General features: G+C 55.4%; 20 protein-coding genes. 11 read left to right on the top strand and 9 right to left on the bottom strand.

Annotation, left to right across the window (positions count from 1 at the left end):
* Nucleotides 1-84 precede the first annotated feature (84 nt).
* The 4 genes from HBN68_RS19165 (at nt 85) to HBN68_RS19150 (ending at nt 3,057) form a co-directional block, all read left to right on the top strand.
* A complete protein-coding gene (locus tag HBN68_RS19165) occupies nt 85-1,251 on the top strand; it encodes an acyl-CoA dehydrogenase (protein ID WP_169965807.1) in 1,167 nt (388 codons plus the stop codon).
* A gap of 9 nt (nt 1,252-1,260) precedes the next feature.
* Entirely contained in the window at nt 1,261-1,536 is a 276-nt protein-coding gene (locus HBN68_RS19160; RefSeq protein ID WP_094994868.1) for a MoaD/ThiS family protein, read from the top strand.
* A 1-nt stretch (nt 1,537) separates the two neighbouring features.
* The gene (locus HBN68_RS19155; RefSeq protein ID WP_169965806.1) at nt 1,538-2,374 is read left to right on the top strand and encodes a hypothetical protein; all 837 of its coding nucleotides are present in this window, start codon (nt 1,538-1,540) and stop codon (nt 2,372-2,374) included.
* A gap of 143 nt (nt 2,375-2,517) precedes the next feature.
* Nucleotides 2,518-3,057, top strand: a complete 540-nt coding sequence (locus HBN68_RS19150; protein WP_169965805.1) for a DUF4142 domain-containing protein — start codon at nt 2,518-2,520, stop codon at nt 3,055-3,057.
* Nucleotides 3,058-3,102: 45 nt separating this feature from the next.
* On the opposite strand, the gene HBN68_RS19145 is transcribed toward HBN68_RS19150, so the two are convergent.
* From HBN68_RS19145 to HBN68_RS19125, 5 genes are all read right to left on the bottom strand, one after another.
* On the bottom strand, nt 3,103-3,519 hold the full coding sequence (locus tag HBN68_RS19145; protein WP_094994871.1) for a low affinity iron permease family protein: 417 nt from the start codon (nt 3,517-3,519) through the stop codon (nt 3,103-3,105).
* A gap of 108 nt (nt 3,520-3,627) precedes the next feature.
* Nucleotides 3,628-3,957: a hypothetical protein gene (locus HBN68_RS19140; RefSeq protein WP_094994872.1), complete on the bottom strand. Its 330-nt coding sequence runs from the start codon at nt 3,955-3,957 to the stop codon at nt 3,628-3,630.
* Between the two features lie 118 nt (nt 3,958-4,075).
* Nucleotides 4,076-4,372 (bottom strand): DUF6388 family protein, encoded by a 297-nt coding sequence (locus HBN68_RS19135; RefSeq protein ID WP_094994873.1) that lies wholly within the window; start codon nt 4,370-4,372, stop codon nt 4,076-4,078.
* A gap of 112 nt (nt 4,373-4,484) precedes the next feature.
* Nucleotides 4,485-5,687 (bottom strand): MFS transporter, encoded by a 1,203-nt coding sequence (locus HBN68_RS19130; protein ID WP_169965802.1) that lies wholly within the window; start codon nt 5,685-5,687, stop codon nt 4,485-4,487.
* 170 nt (nt 5,688-5,857) lie between these two features.
* Entirely contained in the window at nt 5,858-6,178 is a 321-nt protein-coding gene (locus HBN68_RS19125; protein ID WP_094994875.1) for a DUF883 family protein, read from the bottom strand.
* Nucleotides 6,179-6,354: 176 nt separating this feature from the next.
* Here HBN68_RS19125 and HBN68_RS19120 point away from each other — a divergent pair, with 176 nt between their 5' ends.
* Nucleotides 6,355-6,609, top strand: coding sequence for a hypothetical protein (locus HBN68_RS19120; RefSeq protein WP_047273914.1), 255 nt, complete (start codon nt 6,355-6,357; stop codon nt 6,607-6,609).
* Between the two features lie 18 nt (nt 6,610-6,627).
* Here the strand turns inward: HBN68_RS19120 and HBN68_RS19115 are convergent, their stop codons facing one another.
* Together HBN68_RS19115 and HBN68_RS19110 are read right to left on the bottom strand one after the other, a co-directional pair.
* Nucleotides 6,628-7,110: a GreA/GreB family elongation factor gene (locus HBN68_RS19115; RefSeq protein WP_169965800.1), complete on the bottom strand. Its 483-nt coding sequence runs from the start codon at nt 7,108-7,110 to the stop codon at nt 6,628-6,630.
* Between the two features lie 24 nt (nt 7,111-7,134).
* Nucleotides 7,135-7,536, bottom strand: coding sequence for a hypothetical protein (locus HBN68_RS19110; protein ID WP_094994877.1), 402 nt, complete (start codon nt 7,534-7,536; stop codon nt 7,135-7,137).
* Nucleotides 7,537-7,671: 135 nt separating this feature from the next.
* On the opposite strand from HBN68_RS19110, the gene earP reads away from it, so the two are divergent.
* From earP to HBN68_RS19095, 3 genes are all read left to right on the top strand, one after another.
* Nucleotides 7,672-8,805 (top strand): elongation factor P maturation arginine rhamnosyltransferase EarP, encoded by a 1,134-nt coding sequence (gene earP / locus HBN68_RS19105; RefSeq protein WP_169965798.1) that lies wholly within the window; start codon nt 7,672-7,674, stop codon nt 8,803-8,805.
* Between the two features lie 49 nt (nt 8,806-8,854).
* Complete coding sequence (locus HBN68_RS19100) at nt 8,855-9,427, top strand: elongation factor P (RefSeq protein ID WP_047273922.1); 573 nt, start codon at nt 8,855-8,857, stop codon at nt 9,425-9,427.
* A 141-nt stretch (nt 9,428-9,568) separates the two neighbouring features.
* A complete protein-coding gene (locus HBN68_RS19095; protein ID WP_169965796.1) occupies nt 9,569-10,321 on the top strand; it encodes a sulfite exporter TauE/SafE family protein in 753 nt (250 codons plus the stop codon).
* On the opposite strand, the gene HBN68_RS19090 is transcribed toward HBN68_RS19095, so the two are convergent.
* The gene (locus HBN68_RS19090; protein ID WP_169965794.1) at nt 10,311-11,168 is read right to left on the bottom strand and encodes a LysR substrate-binding domain-containing protein; all 858 of its coding nucleotides are present in this window, start codon (nt 11,166-11,168) and stop codon (nt 10,311-10,313) included. The two genes, HBN68_RS19095 and HBN68_RS19090, sit on opposite strands and share 11 nt — an antisense overlap.
* Nucleotides 11,169-11,263: 95 nt before the next feature.
* Here HBN68_RS19090 and HBN68_RS19085 point away from each other — a divergent pair, with 95 nt between their 5' ends.
* Entirely contained in the window at nt 11,264-11,443 is a 180-nt protein-coding gene (locus tag HBN68_RS19085; protein WP_169965792.1) for a DUF1127 domain-containing protein, read from the top strand.
* 64 nt (nt 11,444-11,507) lie between these two features.
* Here HBN68_RS19085 and HBN68_RS19080 read toward each other — a convergent pair whose 3' ends face one another.
* Nucleotides 11,508-12,854 (bottom strand): 3-deoxy-7-phosphoheptulonate synthase class II, encoded by a 1,347-nt coding sequence (locus HBN68_RS19080; protein ID WP_094994882.1) that lies wholly within the window; start codon nt 12,852-12,854, stop codon nt 11,508-11,510.
* A gap of 161 nt (nt 12,855-13,015) precedes the next feature.
* Between HBN68_RS19080 and HBN68_RS19075 the strand changes: the two genes are divergently transcribed.
* Nucleotides 13,016-13,771 (top strand): spermidine synthase, encoded by a 756-nt coding sequence (locus tag HBN68_RS19075; RefSeq protein WP_169965789.1) that lies wholly within the window; start codon nt 13,016-13,018, stop codon nt 13,769-13,771.
* Between the two features lie 372 nt (nt 13,772-14,143).
* The gene (locus tag HBN68_RS19070; protein WP_094994884.1) at nt 14,144-15,805 is read left to right on the top strand and encodes a DEAD/DEAH box helicase; all 1,662 of its coding nucleotides are present in this window, start codon (nt 14,144-14,146) and stop codon (nt 15,803-15,805) included.
* The last annotated feature ends 69 nt before the right edge of the window (nt 15,806-15,874 follow it).

Genomic DNA, 15,874 nt, shown 5'->3' with positions numbered 1-15,874 from the left:
CGTGCGTCGTGAACCAAAATTGGAAGTTGGTTGTTTGTGTGCCCGCAAGGGCAAGTTGTGCTATTCGCCGTGGAAGGAGCTGCGATGAATATAGAGTGGCAAGGTGCTCAGGATATAAAAGATATTTACGGATGCCTTATAGATACTGAATTGAATGTTTCAGTTGAGGCTCGTGATCAGGCATCGGCTGTGATTGCACACGCGCAAATGCAAAAGTTTGCCGGGCTTGGGATTTATACCTATAACCTGCCAGAAGCATGGGGTGGTTTGGGGTGGAAATATGCTCCATGGGGGCACGTGTTAGAAAAGATAGGTTATTTGTCTCTGGACGTCTCTTTCCCTTTTCTAATATCTGTCAGGATGTCATTCATCACGGCATTATTAGCTGTTCAGCGTGCTGATATCAATGACGTGTATATAAAGGATTTGATAGAGGGAAAAAAAGCGGGCGCGTTTGCTTACACAGAGAACGCAGATGCATTTTCATTTTTATCATGTGCAGTGCCTGAAAAGGGTGCTGAGTACTACGTGTTAAATGGATTGAAAGCAATTGTCACGGGCGCAGAAACTGCAGATATTTTTTTAATGTTTGTCCGTGCAGAGACTGCGGATATCCAGGTGTTTTTAGTGCGCGCTGATGACCCGGGTGTTGCAATAACGCCTCGTGCCATGCACGGCTGCCGTTCCACGGGGATTGCCACAGTGGAAATGGTCAATGTCAGGGTACATAAGAGTCGATTGCTGATTGCAACGGATGGTCTAAGCTTTGCTCAGCGTTACTTCCTCAATTGTCGACGCGCTTTACAAACCACTTTATTTCTAGGGCGGGCGCGCGCAGTCATTGAGGCGACACTGGCATATCTTCACACCACTGTGCGCCATCAGCGCCCCTTGATTGATCTTCAGCATGTGCAAGCCTTGGTGGGGGAAATGTACATCTTGCTTGAGTCTGCCAGAACGTCAGTCTTTTACGCCTTGCATCGGCAAGACCGAGCGGAGTCCGATCCCTATTGGGATTCAGTCTCTTCGTCCGCAAAATACCAGGCTGTTGAGGCGGTGAATAAAATTGCTGCCTTGGCTTTGAATGTGACAGGTGGATGGGGATATACCGAGAGTAGTGGCATTGGCCGGGCGCAACGAGATTTTGCATCCTTGATTGCAGGTGCTGATCCTCAAGAGAAACTTAAAGTTGATATTGGTATTCAGAAAATTCACGAAATGGAAATGCACAATCAACGCTGTCATCAGTAGGGAGGGATCATGCATATAAAATTATCAGGAAATTTGGCGCGGTTTATTAGCTATCAGCGTGCCCTGGATATTGATGTGGGAGAGCGGAATACGGTGATCGGTGTCATTTATAAAATGGTTGAACAGTACCCCGCCCTTAAGGAAGTGGTTTTAGATCGTCAAGGGGGTATGAAGCGAAATTTTCATGTGTCGTTGAACGGTGAGAAGATAAGAGTGGATGAGTTTCATAAAGAAACTCTTAATGAGGATCGGCTCGATATTTTTACAGCGATTGCGGGAGGTTAAAGTGAATGCAGAGCGCAGTGTTTCATCTACCTATGCTGTCGATCCGACATTATTTACGCCTGTGCAGTTTCATGCGCGAGCTTTACTGGGGTACAGCGTGAATGGTATTTGTACCTGGTTTATTAAACATTTAGGTGTGTCGATCGCACAGCAAGTGAGTGAGCACTGCCAGAGTATGGTCGTCGTCGGATGTGAGATTAATTATATTCGTCACTTGGATTTTTTTGAGGTTGGTGAGTTTACGGCAACCTTGGAAAAAGTCAGGGTTAGGCAGTCGAATTCTTTACTGGAGTTTTTCCATGTATTCACCGCTAACGGTGATGAATTCGTCCGCGTGGTTACGCGCTGGAAAATAGTAAGGCTCGAAGGAGATGCCGCGTTATCAGCGGCGTCAGGGAATATGTGTGAGTCGCTATTGAAGCGGTTTAAACGTGCAGAGCTGGATCCATTACCCCTGCACCGGATATTACCGCTGAAGGTTGCCGAGATTGAGACTGCAGGTCAATTATATGTGCAGGGTTCGTATAGTCAGACTTTGCACCGGCATCAGTGCGAGGTTGCAGATCAATGGGCATTTCTTGAGTTGACCGCACTGGTGGCGCAGATGCGCGAGCGTGTTGTGATGTCGGCCTCTTCAGTTGAGTACCCGATGAGCGAAATACTTGGCATGCCGATACAACAGATAGCGATGGAGTTAAGTTGCCCTGTTTTCTTATTTGAGGAGATGCTCCTGGAAACGTACGTTTACCTGGTTGAAGCGCAATGGGTATTTCTTCATCGTATCTATAATCTCGACCGGGCAAAGGCATTGGCGGCAACGGTGATTGAAAGTTTTTAACCGTTGCAAATGCAGTCATCAAGAGTCGCGGACATCCCGGCGAGTTACCATTCGTCGTTCCCGACAGGTTTTTCTAAACCTTTACCGACATACACCTTCAGATTCAGTGCAGGGAATAAACCTGCCATTTTCTGGAGGATGTTATGAAAACCCTGAGTGCCCCTAAACGTTTCGTCGTTGGCTGTGCGTTGGCTTGTGCCGTGTTAATGGCAGGTTCTGCCGTGGCTGCAAGCCCCGCTGAGTTTGTTGACGAGGCGTCTGCGGCAGGGATTGCAGAAATCGAGAACAGCCGGATGGCGATTCAGAAAACCAAGTCAGTTGATATCAATAGCTATGCCGTAGAAGTGATCAAGGATTACACCGACGCCAACCGTGACCTTAAAGACATTGCTCAGAAGCAAGGGCTGGAGGTGGCGGCGCAAGAGGATATTTTGAGCAAGGCCAAGTCGATGATGCTGCAAGTGCAGGAAGGCGCGTCGTTTGATGTGGCTTACGTGGCCAGCCAGGTAAAAACCCACGAAGACGCTATTTCATTGTTCAAGCAGCAGGCTCGTTATTCAACGTCGCCGCAGCTCAAGGCGTTTGCGAAGAAGTATTTGCCGAAGCTGGAGATGCATCTCGATATGGCCAAGAAGTTGGCTACTACGCATCAAAAAGGTGATGTTGATAAGCCGGTCAGTTAACCGACACGTGTTGCGCTGACGCGGTTACGCGTCAGCGCAATGAATTCATGGCCGACTCTCAGGTTTATCGTCAGCGGGGGTGATAACGGTTTCAGTGCACGTCACTTCAACCGCTTGGTTTTCGCCTATCTGTTTGTACTGCTTGCGGATGTTACGCAATTCTTTGGTGTCCAGTGCATCGAGGTTGAGCACGGCATTTTGGGCTTCTTTGGTCACGCGCAGAAGTTCATCAATCTTGATATGCAGTACATCGTTGTCGCGGTTCTGGGTGTTTTGGATGAGGAACACCATCAGGAAGGTGATGATGGTAGTGGACGTGTTGATGATCAGTTGCCACGTATCGTTGTAATGGAAAAAAGGCCCCGAAACAGCCCACATCACGATGAGTAATATCGCGATCTGGAAGGTTTTGGGGCTTCCTGCGCGTTTGGCAAGTCCTTGGGAAAAGGTATCGAATTTCATCTGCGGGCCTCTAAGTGATCGTTATAGCTCAGACCGCAAGGTGCCTTTGAAATTCTTTTTTACAATTACCTTTTCGTACCGTTTGGAATGATTGCACTCAATTACGCATTACGGCTTGACCGCCCCGGGCAGTGACGAACGCGGCTGCACCGAGCGGCCACCGTCGCCTATCGGGCCATTGCCATCCGTGTTCATACCGCCTTGACGGCCCGCATCGTTGCCTTGAATGCGTGGGTCGACTGATGGGTGCGTCGGGGTGTCTGCATCGTTGTGGATTTTGGAATCCTGATTGATGTTGGGTTCAATTCCTTGGGTCGCCGGCGGGGTGACGGACTCTTTGGGAAGGGTCGGGCCGGTGGAAGACGAAGCCGCGTAGCTGCTGACGGACACAATGCCCAATGCAGTGGCGAAAGAAAGGCGTTTTATCAAGGTCATCATGAGGTCGACTCCAGAGTGGGGAGGGCTACATGATGTTGGTGTGTGAACAGCACACGTTCGTGCTACCCAAGTGACGAGCGGTTATCAGGTAATCGCTGCGTCACTGGAGGCATCACGCTCAAACGGCGATGTCGTTTAAGCTGCAGTATTCTTCCCAGCTCATGTCGAGGGCTTCAGCGACTTCCTGATGGACTTCCCGGCGCATGGTGAGCAGTTCCTCCGGCGATCGGGCGATGAGTTCCAGGGCCAGCTCCCACGCTTCGAGGCCGCGGCTTTGAGCTTCGTCTTCAAATGCCCAGAGGATTTGTTGCTGGCGATCCTCCTGGCTGAGGTCTTTCATTTCCTCGATCAATTCAGGGTGCCCTTTGATGAACGTATCCAGGGCGAGTTCATTGCGGGATTCTTTAGGGATCATTCGTATTCTCGGGCCATTAAGGGCAATAAAACGACCTGCTAAGACAGGCCGTTTTCAAGGTGTGGAGCATCCTAGCGGCTTCATCCGGTGATGAAAAGTGCTGCAATACGCCCTATACGACAGGCTGTAGCTTGCTTTCTCGTTGCAGGGCATAACCCCACACGGCGAGTGTCAGGGTCGCGATGACTGCGCCGACCATGACGATGCCTTCCCAGCCGTAAAGCGGATAGGTTTGTGCGCCTGCGAGCGAGCCCAGAGCGCCGCCAATGAAATAGCACGTGATGTAGCCGGCATTAAGGCGATTGCGCGCCGCGGGCCGGATTTGAAACACGGCGTTCTGGTTGCTCACGTGTACCAGTTGCACCGCAAAATCCAGTGCCAGCACGCCGATCAACAGGGCGACAAGCGAACTACCGGCAAATGTCATGGGCAGCCAGCAGGCCAGCAACACCAATAAGCCCACAGTGGTGGCCTGTTGCCCCTTACCGCGATCAGCCATGCGTCCTGCCCAATTGGCCGCCACAGCACCCACAGCGCCAGCCAGGCCGAACAGTCCGATCACTGCGTCTGAATAACCGTAGGGCGGCATTGCCAGCAGAAAGGCCAATGGCGTCCAGAACAAGGCGAACAGTGAGAATGTCAGCAGGCCCAAGAGGGCGCGCAGGCGCAAGACGGGTTCTTCGACAAACAGGCGAAATACCGATCCTAGCAGTTTCGGGTAGCTCAACCCTGCGCTCTGGTGGTGATTGGGCAAGGCGCAGTACAACGCGATGGCACTGATGAACATCAGTGCTGCGGCGAGCAGATAAATAGTGCGCCAGTCACCCGCCGAGGACAATGCGCCTGCAACCGTACGTGCCAGCAGGATGCCCAGCAGCAGGCCGCTCATTAACGTACCGACTACACGGCCGCGGCTTTGCGGATCAGTCAGGCTGGCGGCCATGGGCACCAAAACCTGAGCCGATACGGAAAATAAACCAGTGATGGCCGTGCCCAGCAGTAACAGGGTCAGTGACGGGGCGAAGGCGCTAAGGAGCAAGCCCAGTGCGCTGAGGACAGTCATGCTGACGATCAGGCGGCGTTGCTCAAAAAGGTCGCCCAACGGCACAAGTAATAGCAGGCCAGCGCCATAACTCAGTTGGGCAGTGATCACGACGGTGCCGGCACCGCTCATGCTCAAGCCAAGTTCTTGTGCAATGGTGTGCAACAAGGGCTGGGCGTAATAATTGCTGGCGACAGCCAGGCCGGTGGCAGTGGCCATTAGCAGGATCAGAGCGGTACTTAAAGGTTTATGACGGGCAGGGGAGGTGGACATTGACTGTCTCATCGGCGTTGAGTGTGGCGCGAAGTATCAGGACTGCTAGCCTTCTATGTCACTGAATATGTCAAAATTTTCGAGCCGCCAACAACAAAGCCCTTCGCCGTGAAGTCGAAGGGCTTTGCACAGACTGCGTTTTGTGAGGAGGCCGAAGCGCCCTGGCTGTCTTAGTTGCGACGGCCCAGCAGCAGGCCAACTACCAGGCCGAAACCGGCGGAAATCGCCACGGTCTGCCATGGATGGCCGCCAATATAGTTCTCGGTGGCATCGACCACCGGCTTGGTGCGCTCGCGCACGTTGTTGACCGAGTCCATTGCCTGTTTAAGCTTCAGGCCAACCTGCGCACGCAGGGTCTCGCCTTCTTCGCCCACCAGCGATGCGCTGTCTTTTAGCAGTTTTTCGGATTCGGCGATCAATTCTTGCAGCTCGCTGAAAGCTTGATCCTTGATCTGGTCTTCAGCGGCTTGTACGGCGTTTTTTCGAGCCATTGCGGTACTCCTTGCAGGTGAAAAGCGTATGAGTAATGGAGTCAATCCCGTCCTGAAAAGTTGCATCTGTTTTGCGGGATACGCGGTATTGAGCTGACAGCGTAGTTAAAAACCTGGCTGAGACACTTCTTTTGAAGGTGTAAGATGTACACCAATTTACGCCGCAGGAACATTTCATGAGCTTCAATCTCGCCAATAAGCCCCTTGCTGAGCGTGCTGCGCTTGAAGATGAAAAGTCACGTCTGTTTGACCTTTGGCAGAGCAATCTGGGCAAGGCCAAAGGGGATGCGGCGCGCCTGTTCGGTGAGCGCGCCAAGCGCAAGGGCAAATGGGCTGAGTGGGTCCGTTCCGAGCTGGACGGCATGTCCCCGCCCGAGTACGCCAACATGGTGCGCAGTGAAGTGAACCGTCTGATGGCTGCCGCGAAATAACGCGCCTAACAAGGCTGTCTAGAAAGCGGCGCACACGCTGAACGTTTGTACCGCAGCGCCTACCTTGATTTGCACTTCATCGTCGACCTGTTTGCCCAGCAGCGCCGCGCCCAGCGGCGAGCGAGGTGTGATGACGGTGATGTTTTGCCCGTTTGCTTTAAGTGTCAGACCTGCGGCATCGGGGGCCAGCAACAGGTATTGCGGGTTGCCATTTGCTGTTTCTAGGCACACCAGCGCGCCGACCTGAATGCCGCGCGCGGGATCCAGCGGCTCCAGCGACATGGCCTGGCAACGTTTAAGCGCCTGACGAATTTCCTCAACCCGACGTGCCTGACCCGTGGCCAGATAAGAGGCTTCAAGCCCGAGGGTGTCGTACTTGTTCTCGGCCACATTTTCTTCGTGGGTGGCAGCTTCGTAGGCGGTCTGAGCCGCACGTTGCAGCACGTCGAGATCAACCTCGAGCTTCTCAAGTAACAGGCGGTGTACATCGGTTTTGTTCATAGGGGCGGACGATCGGATCTTCAGTCAATTGCAAAATCGCAGCACATTGGCGCGGCTTTTGTCGGTAGGTGCGTTCTGATCTTGCTGTAGCCAAAACTGGCAGGTGGGATTCGACACGTTGCGGTTGCTGTCCCGCGCCTGCTCCAGACGTTGCTGTTGTGCGTGTTGATAAAGGTTTTGCTGATATTGCTCGAACATCACATTGCTTGGGGCGGGAAGTTCCGTCACCGGGGGCGTTGCTGTTGTCTGGCCAAGTATGGCTGCCACCGGCGCCAACGAGGCGGGTCCGGCTGCGCGATAGATCAACCAGCCTGTCAAGGCTATCGCTACAAACCCGAGCCAAAGCCCAAGGGCAATACAGCCGATCAGTGAAAGCGGGCTGAGGGTTACTGACAATCGACGGCGAGCAATCGGACGAGCGGGCATGGCAGCCTCCGGGCGGGCGCGAGATGTGAGTGAGCCGCGATTGTCGCACGACTGTCCCGCAGATTAATCCGTCATAACGCTTCTGTCCCTGCTGTTTTATGCGGACAATCGGTCCTTTGAATGTTGGAGCCCGGAATGAAAGTCTCCTGGGATATTTTTTGCAGTGTGGTCGATAACTACGGCGACATTGGCGTTACGTGGCGTCTGGCCCGTCAACTGGCCGCTGAACATGATATGGCGGTGCGCTTATGGGTCGACGATTTGCAGGCGTTCGTGCCGCTGTGTCCTGAGGCGGATGCCACGGCCCGGCAGCAATGGCAGCAGGGTGTGGATGTGCGCCAGTGGCCACAGGAGTGGGCTGCGGTGGCAGTGGCTGATGTGGTCGTCGAGGCGTTCGGCTGCAAATTGCCAGAGCCTTATCTGCGCGACATGAAAGAGCGAGTCAGCCCCGCGTTGTGGATTAATCTTGAATACCTGAGCGCTGAAGACTGGGTGGTGGGGTGCCACGGCTTGCCTTCACTGCGGCCCGATGGCCTCAAACGGATGTTCTTTTTCCCTGGCTTTGAAACGGGTACGGGAGGCTTGTTGCGCGAAGGCGACTTACTGGCTCGGCGTCTGGCCTTTGAGCGTGATCCGCGGGTGCGACACGCGTTCCTGCAAGCGCTCGGGGTCAACCCCGTCCCGGGTGTGCGCCTGATTTCGTTATTTGCTTACGAAAATACCGCGTTGGCCAGTTGGCTGACAGCCCTGTCAAGGGGCGATCACCCGACGCACTTGCTGGTTCCGCAAGGGCGAATCATGGCGGACGTATTGCGCTGGCTTGACGTTCAGGCATTACCGCTCACGACCGTTGAACAGCGCGGTCGTTTGACTGTTCAGGCTTTGCCGTTTGTCCGGCAGGAAGACTACGACTGCCTCTTGTGGAGTTGTGACTTCAATGCCGTTCGGGGTGAGGACTCGTTTGTGCGGGCGCAGTGGGCAGGTCGCCCGTTGCTTTGGCATATCTATGAGCAGGAAGAGGATGCCCATTGGGTCAAGCTCAAAGCCTTCCTGGCGTTATACGTCAAAGGCCTGTCACCGGCTGCCGCGCAGGGATTTACCGACTTGTGGCTGGCCTGGAATGCGGGCGCAGACATGACCAAAAGTTGGAACGATGTACAGGAACACTGGGCAGAACTCTCCGTCCACGCTGAGCGCTGGTGTCTACAACAGGCAAACCAGGCCGATCTTGCGCAAGCGCTGGTACTGTTTTATAGAAATTGGATATGATACGCGGCCTAGATTTTTGTAAATCTCAATCCAAATTCGGATACTCGCAATGAAAACTGGTAAAGAGCTTAAACCCGGCACAGTCATCAAGCTCGAAAACGACCCTTGGTTGGTTCAGAAAGCTGAATTCACCAAGTCGGGCCGTAACAGCGCGATCATGAAGACCAAGCTGAAGAACCTGCTGACTGGCTACAAGACTGAAATCGTTTACAGCGCTGACGACAAGCTGGACGACGTGATCCTGGACCGTAAAGAAGCGACCCTGTCCTTCATCTCCGGCGACACCTACACGTTCATGGACACCACTGACTACACCATGTACGAGCTGAACGCTGAAGACATCGAAGCCGTTCTGCCTTTCGTTGAAGAAGGCATGACTGACGTTTGCGAAGCTATTTTCTTCGAAGACCGTCTGGTTTCCGTTGAGCTGCCGACCACTATCGTGCGTCAGGTTGACTACACCGAAGGTTCCGCTCGCGGCGATACCTCGGGCAAAGTGATGAAGCCTGCCAAGCTGAAAAACGGTACCGAGCTGAGCGTTGCAGATTTCGTTGAAATCGGCGACTGGATCGAGATCGATACCCGTGACGGTGGTTCCTACAAGGGCCGCGCCAAGGTTTAATCCTTGCGTTCACCGCACGACAAAAAACCCGACCATAAGGTCGGGTTTTTTTGCTTCATGAAATCGTGTGCAAGGCCCGGCTTTGAGCTTTGCCAGAGGTCCTGGACTGGGTAGCATGGCCGCTCGACGTGAGGGCTGGCGATGTTGATGGATTTTGTGATGTACAGCGCTTTGGGTGTTGCGCTGGGGGCGATGGGTGGATTGTTCGGCATCGGCGGTGGCTTGATTGCCATTCCTGTGCTGGGCCTGTGGTTTGGTCTGGATCAACAGATGGCGCAGGGCACGGCCTTGGTCATGTCAGTGCCCAATGTCTTGGTGGCGCTGTATCGCTATAACCAGCGCAATCGCATCGATTGGCGTCAGGCATTGCCGCTGGTGGTCATGAGTTTCTGTTTTGCGTGGCTGGGGGCGATGCTCGCAGTGGGCCTGGATCAGCGTGTCATCCGTTGGGGGTTTGTCGGGTTTTTGCTGGCCATTACGCTTTATAACCTGATCAAGTTGTACGGCACCGTGGGCCACAACCCTAAGGGTGCGCGCTATGGTTGGCCGTGGTTTGGTGTGCTGGGGGCTGTGGCGGGTACGACCGGCGGGTTATTCGGCGTCGGCGGTGCCGTGGTGGCAGCCCCGGTGTTGACCAGCGTTTTCGGCACCTCGCAAATCATGGCGCAAGGGCTGTCACTGGCATTGGCTGCGCCAAGCACCAGTGTCACGCTGCTGACCTACGCCGCTCATCAAGAGGTGAACTGGCTGATGGGCATTCCCATGGCCATTGGGGGGATGCTGAGTATCAGTTGGGGCGTCAAGGTTGCGCACGCCTTGCCTGAACGGGTACTGCGCGGTTTGTATTGCGGTTTTTTGCTGATATGTGCGGGGCTGCTGGCCATCAAGGCTTGAAGCCATCGACGATGTATTGAGCAAAACATTCAATGATCGGTGAGGGTGGGGCGCTGGGTTTGCGTAACAGCACAATGCTTGCCGTTGGCAGCAGCGGCAGATTTTCGGCTTCTCCGACGATGCGCAAGTCGGGTGTCAACAGGCTTTCGAGCTGTGCGGTGACTGCCAGGCCAGTGCTCACCACGGCATTGATGGCGGCCAGGCTGGCGCTGGTGTAAGCGACCCGGTAGTCGCGCTGCATTGCATCCAGTGCGTTGCAGGCCCAAATCCGGCAAAAGCACTCGGTGTTGAACATGGCCAGCGGCAACGGCGTTTGTTCATGGGGTGTGAAACCCGCCGCCACCATCCACACAAAACGCTCCTGACGCAGGATTTGCCCCCTCTCGGATCCAGGCTTGCGGGTGACGATGGTCAGGTCCAAATCGTTGCGTTGCAGCAGCAAGGCGGACGGCTCGCAGTGCACTTCAACATTGATCAGCGGGTAGTCCTGAGCGAATCGCGACAGTATCCCGGGCAAAAATCGCATCACATAATCGTCCGGTGAGCCGATCTTGATCATGCCCATCATGTGTGGTTGGCGCAGGGTATTAAAGACCTCACCGTGCAGTTTCAGAATGCGCCGCGCATAGCCAAGGAGCACGTGGCCTTCAGTGGTGAGCGACACCGTACGCCCGTCGCGCTGAAACAACGCACATTGCAGCACATCCTCTTCCAGCCGCTTCATTTGCATGCTTACCGCAGACTGAGTGCGGTTGACCACGTCGGCGGCCCGCGTAAAGCCGCCATGATCGGCAATGGCCACGAAGGTGCGCAGTAAATCGGTGTCGATACTGGGGAAATCAGCCATGCATCAATCTCTGAGATGATTCGCATAAGAAACATTCGTTGGATTGATCTTATGCGCAGTCAGACACTTGAGCCATCCCAAGGAGGACTCAAGCGATGAAAGGTCAGATGGCTGCAACAGCGTGGGCACGCATCATTCGGTGGCATCAGCTAGCCCGCGAGCGGGCGTGTTTGCGCAAGATCAGTGAAGCGACGCTCAAGGATCTTGGGCTTAGCCGGGCCGATATTGAAATCGAAAGCAATCGACACTTCTGGGAAGACCCGTTTAACAAATAAACGGGTCTTCATGCACCCTTGTGCCGTTGCTGAAGGGCGAGGCCGTTGTGGCAGGCACGCTTTTTCAGCGTTTGACTTGCTTGAGTGTTTCGGCAATCAAAAACGCCAGCTCCAGTGACTGATCGGCATTCATCCGCGGGTCGCAATGGGTGTGATAGCGGTCCGACAACCCGTCTTCGGTGATCGGGCGTGCGCCACCAATGCACTCGGTGACGTTTTGACCTGTCATTTCGATGTGAATCCCGCCGGCGTAGCTGCCCTCGGCCTGGTGCACCTGGAAGAAGTGCTTCACTTCGCGAAGGATCTGTTCAAAGTCGCGGGTCTTGTAACCGCTGCTGGCCTTGATGGTATTGCCATGCATCGGGTCGCAGCTCCAGAGTACCTGCTTGCCGGCACCTTCGACCGCACGAATCAACGGCGGCAAGTGATCGCCCACCTTGTCGGCCCCCATGCGCGCGATCAAGTTGAGACGGCCAGGGTCGTTATTCGGGTTGAGGGTGTCGATCAGCCGCAACAAGTCATCGGTATTCATGCTCGGGCCGACCTTGACCCCGATCGGGTTATGGACCCCGCGCAAAAACTCGACATGAGCGCCGTCCAGCTGGCGCGTACGATCACCGATCCACAGCATGTGAGCCGAACAATCGTAGTAATCGTTGGTCAGGCTGTCGCGACGCACGAAGGCTTCTTCGTAATTGAGCAGCAGCGCCTCGTGGGCAGTGAAGAAACTGGTTTCGCGCAATTGCGGCGAGCTGTCCATGCCGCAGGCGCGCATGAAGGCCAGGGTTTCATCAATGCGGGTGGCCAGTTGGCTGTACTTTTCAGCCAGGGCCGAATTGGCGATGAAGTCCAGATTCCATTTGTGTACCTGATGCAGGTCGGCAAAACCGCCCTGTGCAAAGGCGCGCAGCAGGTTCAGGGTGGCAGTGGACTGGTTGTAAGCCTGCACCAGCCGCTCGGGGTCCGGAACGCGGCTTTTTTCATCAAAACCGATGCCATTCACGATGTCGCCGCGATAGGCCGGGAGCGTTACTCCGTTGAGGGTTTCATCATTGGCCGAGCGCGGTTTGGCGAATTGGCCGGCCATGCGACCGACTTTAACGACCGGGCAACCCGCCGCGAAGGTCATGACGATGGCCATTTGCAGTAACACTTTGAATGTGTCGCGAATCTTGGCGGCGGAAAACTCGGCAAAACTTTCAGCGCAATCGCCACCTTGAAGCAGAAAAGCCCGACCCTGTGTAACTTCTGCAAATTGACGGCGCAACTCGCGTGCCTCGCCTGCAAAGACCAGCGGCGGATAACTGGCCAGGCTCTGCTCGACCCGCAGCAAGTGCGCGGGGTCAGGGTAGATGGGTTGTTGCTGGATTGGCAGGGCTCGCCAACTGTCGGGGCTCCAGGATTGGCTCATCGCAGACTCTAATGTGGAAGTGAGGTGGGCCATGGTAGCAGCAAATTAGTGCGTGACCTGTCGCGCTGCTATGGCCGACAATCGCGCCTTTCTGCTCGGCGCCGAGTGGTGGTTTTTTAGTGCGATGCCCGGGTTGTGCCGGGTCGCAGCAAGGAGAGGAAATGTCTGAGGAGCGCGTTGAGCGTCTGCTCGCCGAAGTTCATGATGACTTCGGCATGATTCGGGTGCTTGAAGTGGAGGATTACCGCTTCCTCGAATTTGGCGATGCGATCGAGCAAAGTTGCGTCTTCACGGCTGATCCCAGTTGGCTGGAGTATGACTACACCCGCGCCATGCTGATTGGCGCGCTGTGCCATGAAGCCCCCGAGAGCGCGCTGTTTTTAGGATTGGGCGCAGGTACCCTGACTCAGGCGTGCCTCAAGTTCTTGCCCCTCGAAGATGTCGAAGCCATTGAATTGCGACCCGACGTGCCTCGTCTGGCCATCGAGTACCTGGGGCTGGACGATGACCCCCGGCTGTATATCCGTATCGGGGACGCACTGGAACTGCTCGAAAGTGCCGAGTCGGCGGACCTGATTTTTGTTGACCTCTATAACGACCTTGGGCCTGCGTCAGGGCATTTGGCCTGGGGGTTTCTCGAAAACTGTCAGAAGAAACTCAATCCGGGCGGGTGGCTGATCATTAACCAGTGGGCCACCGATGATGGCAAGCCCTTGGGGGCGGCCCTGTTGCGGGGGCTGTACCATCGCCATTACTGGGAGTTGCCGGTGAAGGAGGGCAACGTGATCCTCATGGTGCCGGCGGACCTGGAGCAGACACTGGACCCGGGCGCCGTGTCAGTGCGTGCTCAGGCGCTGGCGTCGTCGCTGGGGTATTCGCTGGAGCCCCTGATCAAGGCCATCCGGCCTGCCACGTAACAGCGTAAAGATGAAACGTTTTAGCCTTTGGCCCCGAGTGGCCAAGGGTTTTACGTTTTTTCGCGGTTCAAAATATCCTCAAAGCCCGGTCTATAGAGGCATACAGCGCTTTTTGCCTTAAAAAAACACTTCTTTTTTTTGATAAATCCGGTATAGTGCGCGCCGGCCTTTAGCCGGGCCACGTTTAGGTGTCGCATTTCCCGAAGCACGCTTCGGCTGCTCGTCCGTTTCGCGGACAACCCTGAACGCTCCATTCATTTAAACGTTTTCGCAAATCCCCGCCGACAAAGCAGCCAGGGCGACTCTTGAGTCTTACACGGCATGCGCAGCTTTGGAGCATGGGTCTTTGCGGATGCACTTAGAGGCAGACCCATGACCCAGGAAACCGGCGGCTTCGCCGCTTTTAATCTTAATCCGAACATTCTTGCAGCCGTCGCAGCGACTGGCTACGAAGAACCTTCGGCTATTCAGCAGCAATCGATCCCGATCATCATGGCCGGTCACGACATGATTGGTCAGGCGCAAACCGGTACGGGTAAAACCGCCGCGTTCGCCCTGCCGATCCTGCATCGCATCGATCCTGCTAAGCGCGAGCCGCAAGCCCTGATCCTGGCGCCAACCCGTGAGTTGGCGCTGCAAGTAGCAACCGCTTTCGAAACCTACTCCAAGCAAATGCCTGGCGTAACTGTGGTAGCCGTTTACGGCGGCGCGCCTATGGGCCCACAGCTGAAAGCAATCCGGAATGGCGCACAGATCGTTGTCGCCACACCGGGCCGTCTGTGCGACCACCTGCGTCGTGACGAAAAAGTATTGGCAACCGTGAACCACCTGGTTCTCGACGAAGCTGACGAAATGTTGAAGCTGGGCTTCATGGACGACCTTGAAGTGATCTTCAAGTCTCTGCCATCGACCCGTCAGACCGTTTTGTTCTCTGCAACCCTGCCGCAGTCGATCCGTGCCATTGCCGAGCGCCACCTGCGCGATCCGCAACACGTGAAGATCCAGACCAAGACTCAGACCGTTACCGCGATCGAACAGGCTCACCTGTTGGTTCACGCTGACCAGAAGACCTCGGCTGTATTGAGCCTGCTGGAAGTTGAAGACTTCGACGCCCTGATCATGTTCGTGCGTACCAAGCAAGCGACCCTGGATCTGGCCAGTGCCCTGGAAGCCAAAGGCTACAAAGCCGCTGCGCTGAACGGTGACATCGCCCAGAACCAGCGTGAGCGCGTTATCGACTCCCTCAAGGATGGCCGTCTGGACATCGTTGTGGCGACCGACGTGGCAGCACGTGGTCTTGACGTTCCGCGTATCACCCACGTGTTCAACGTTGATATGCCGTACGACCCTGAGTCCTACGTTCACCGTATCGGCCGTACTGGCCGTGCCGGTCGCGAAGGCCGTGCGCTGTTGCTGGTAACGCCGCGCGAGCGTCGTATGCTGCAAGTGATCGAGCGTGTAACCGGTCAAAAGGTTGCTGAAGTTCGCCTGCCGGATGCTCAGGCCGTTCTCGATGCCCGCATCAAGAAGCTGACCAACAGCCTGGCGCCGCTGGTTGCTGATGCCGAATCGACTCACGGCGATCTGCTGGATCGCCTGACTGCCGATATCGGTTGCAGCCCGCGTGCCCTGGCCGCCGCTCTGTTGCGCAAAGCCACCAACGGTCAAGCCCTGACCCTGGCTGCCATCGAGCGCGAACGTCCACTGGTGCCTAACAGCGCGCCGCGTGAACGTTCGGGTGATCGTCCTGAGCGTGGTGATCGTGAGCGTCGTGCTCCGGTTCCATTGGCCGAAGGCCGTGCCCGTTGCCGTACCGCGCTGGGTGCGCGTGATGGCATCGCTGCCAAGAACCTGCTGGGCGCTATCCTCAACGAGGGTGGTCTGGCACGTGAAGCAATCGGTCGCATCCAGGTGCGTGACAGCTTCAGCCTGGTAGAACTGCCGGAAGATGGCCTGGAAAAACTGTTGGCCAAGCTCAAAGACACGCGTGTTGCCGGCAAACAGCTCAAGCTGCGTCGCTACCGCGAAGATTAATCACTGCTGCAGTGATTGATCGATAAAAAAATCCCCGACATGTTCGGGGATTTTTTTTGGCCGGGATTT

It is taken from the genome of Pseudomonas sp. WS 5078, assembly GCF_012985745.1.
Taxonomy (GTDB): Bacteria; Pseudomonadota; Gammaproteobacteria; order Pseudomonadales; family Pseudomonadaceae; genus Aquipseudomonas; species Aquipseudomonas lundensis_A.
This window is presented reverse-complemented; position numbering and strand designations above follow the sequence as displayed.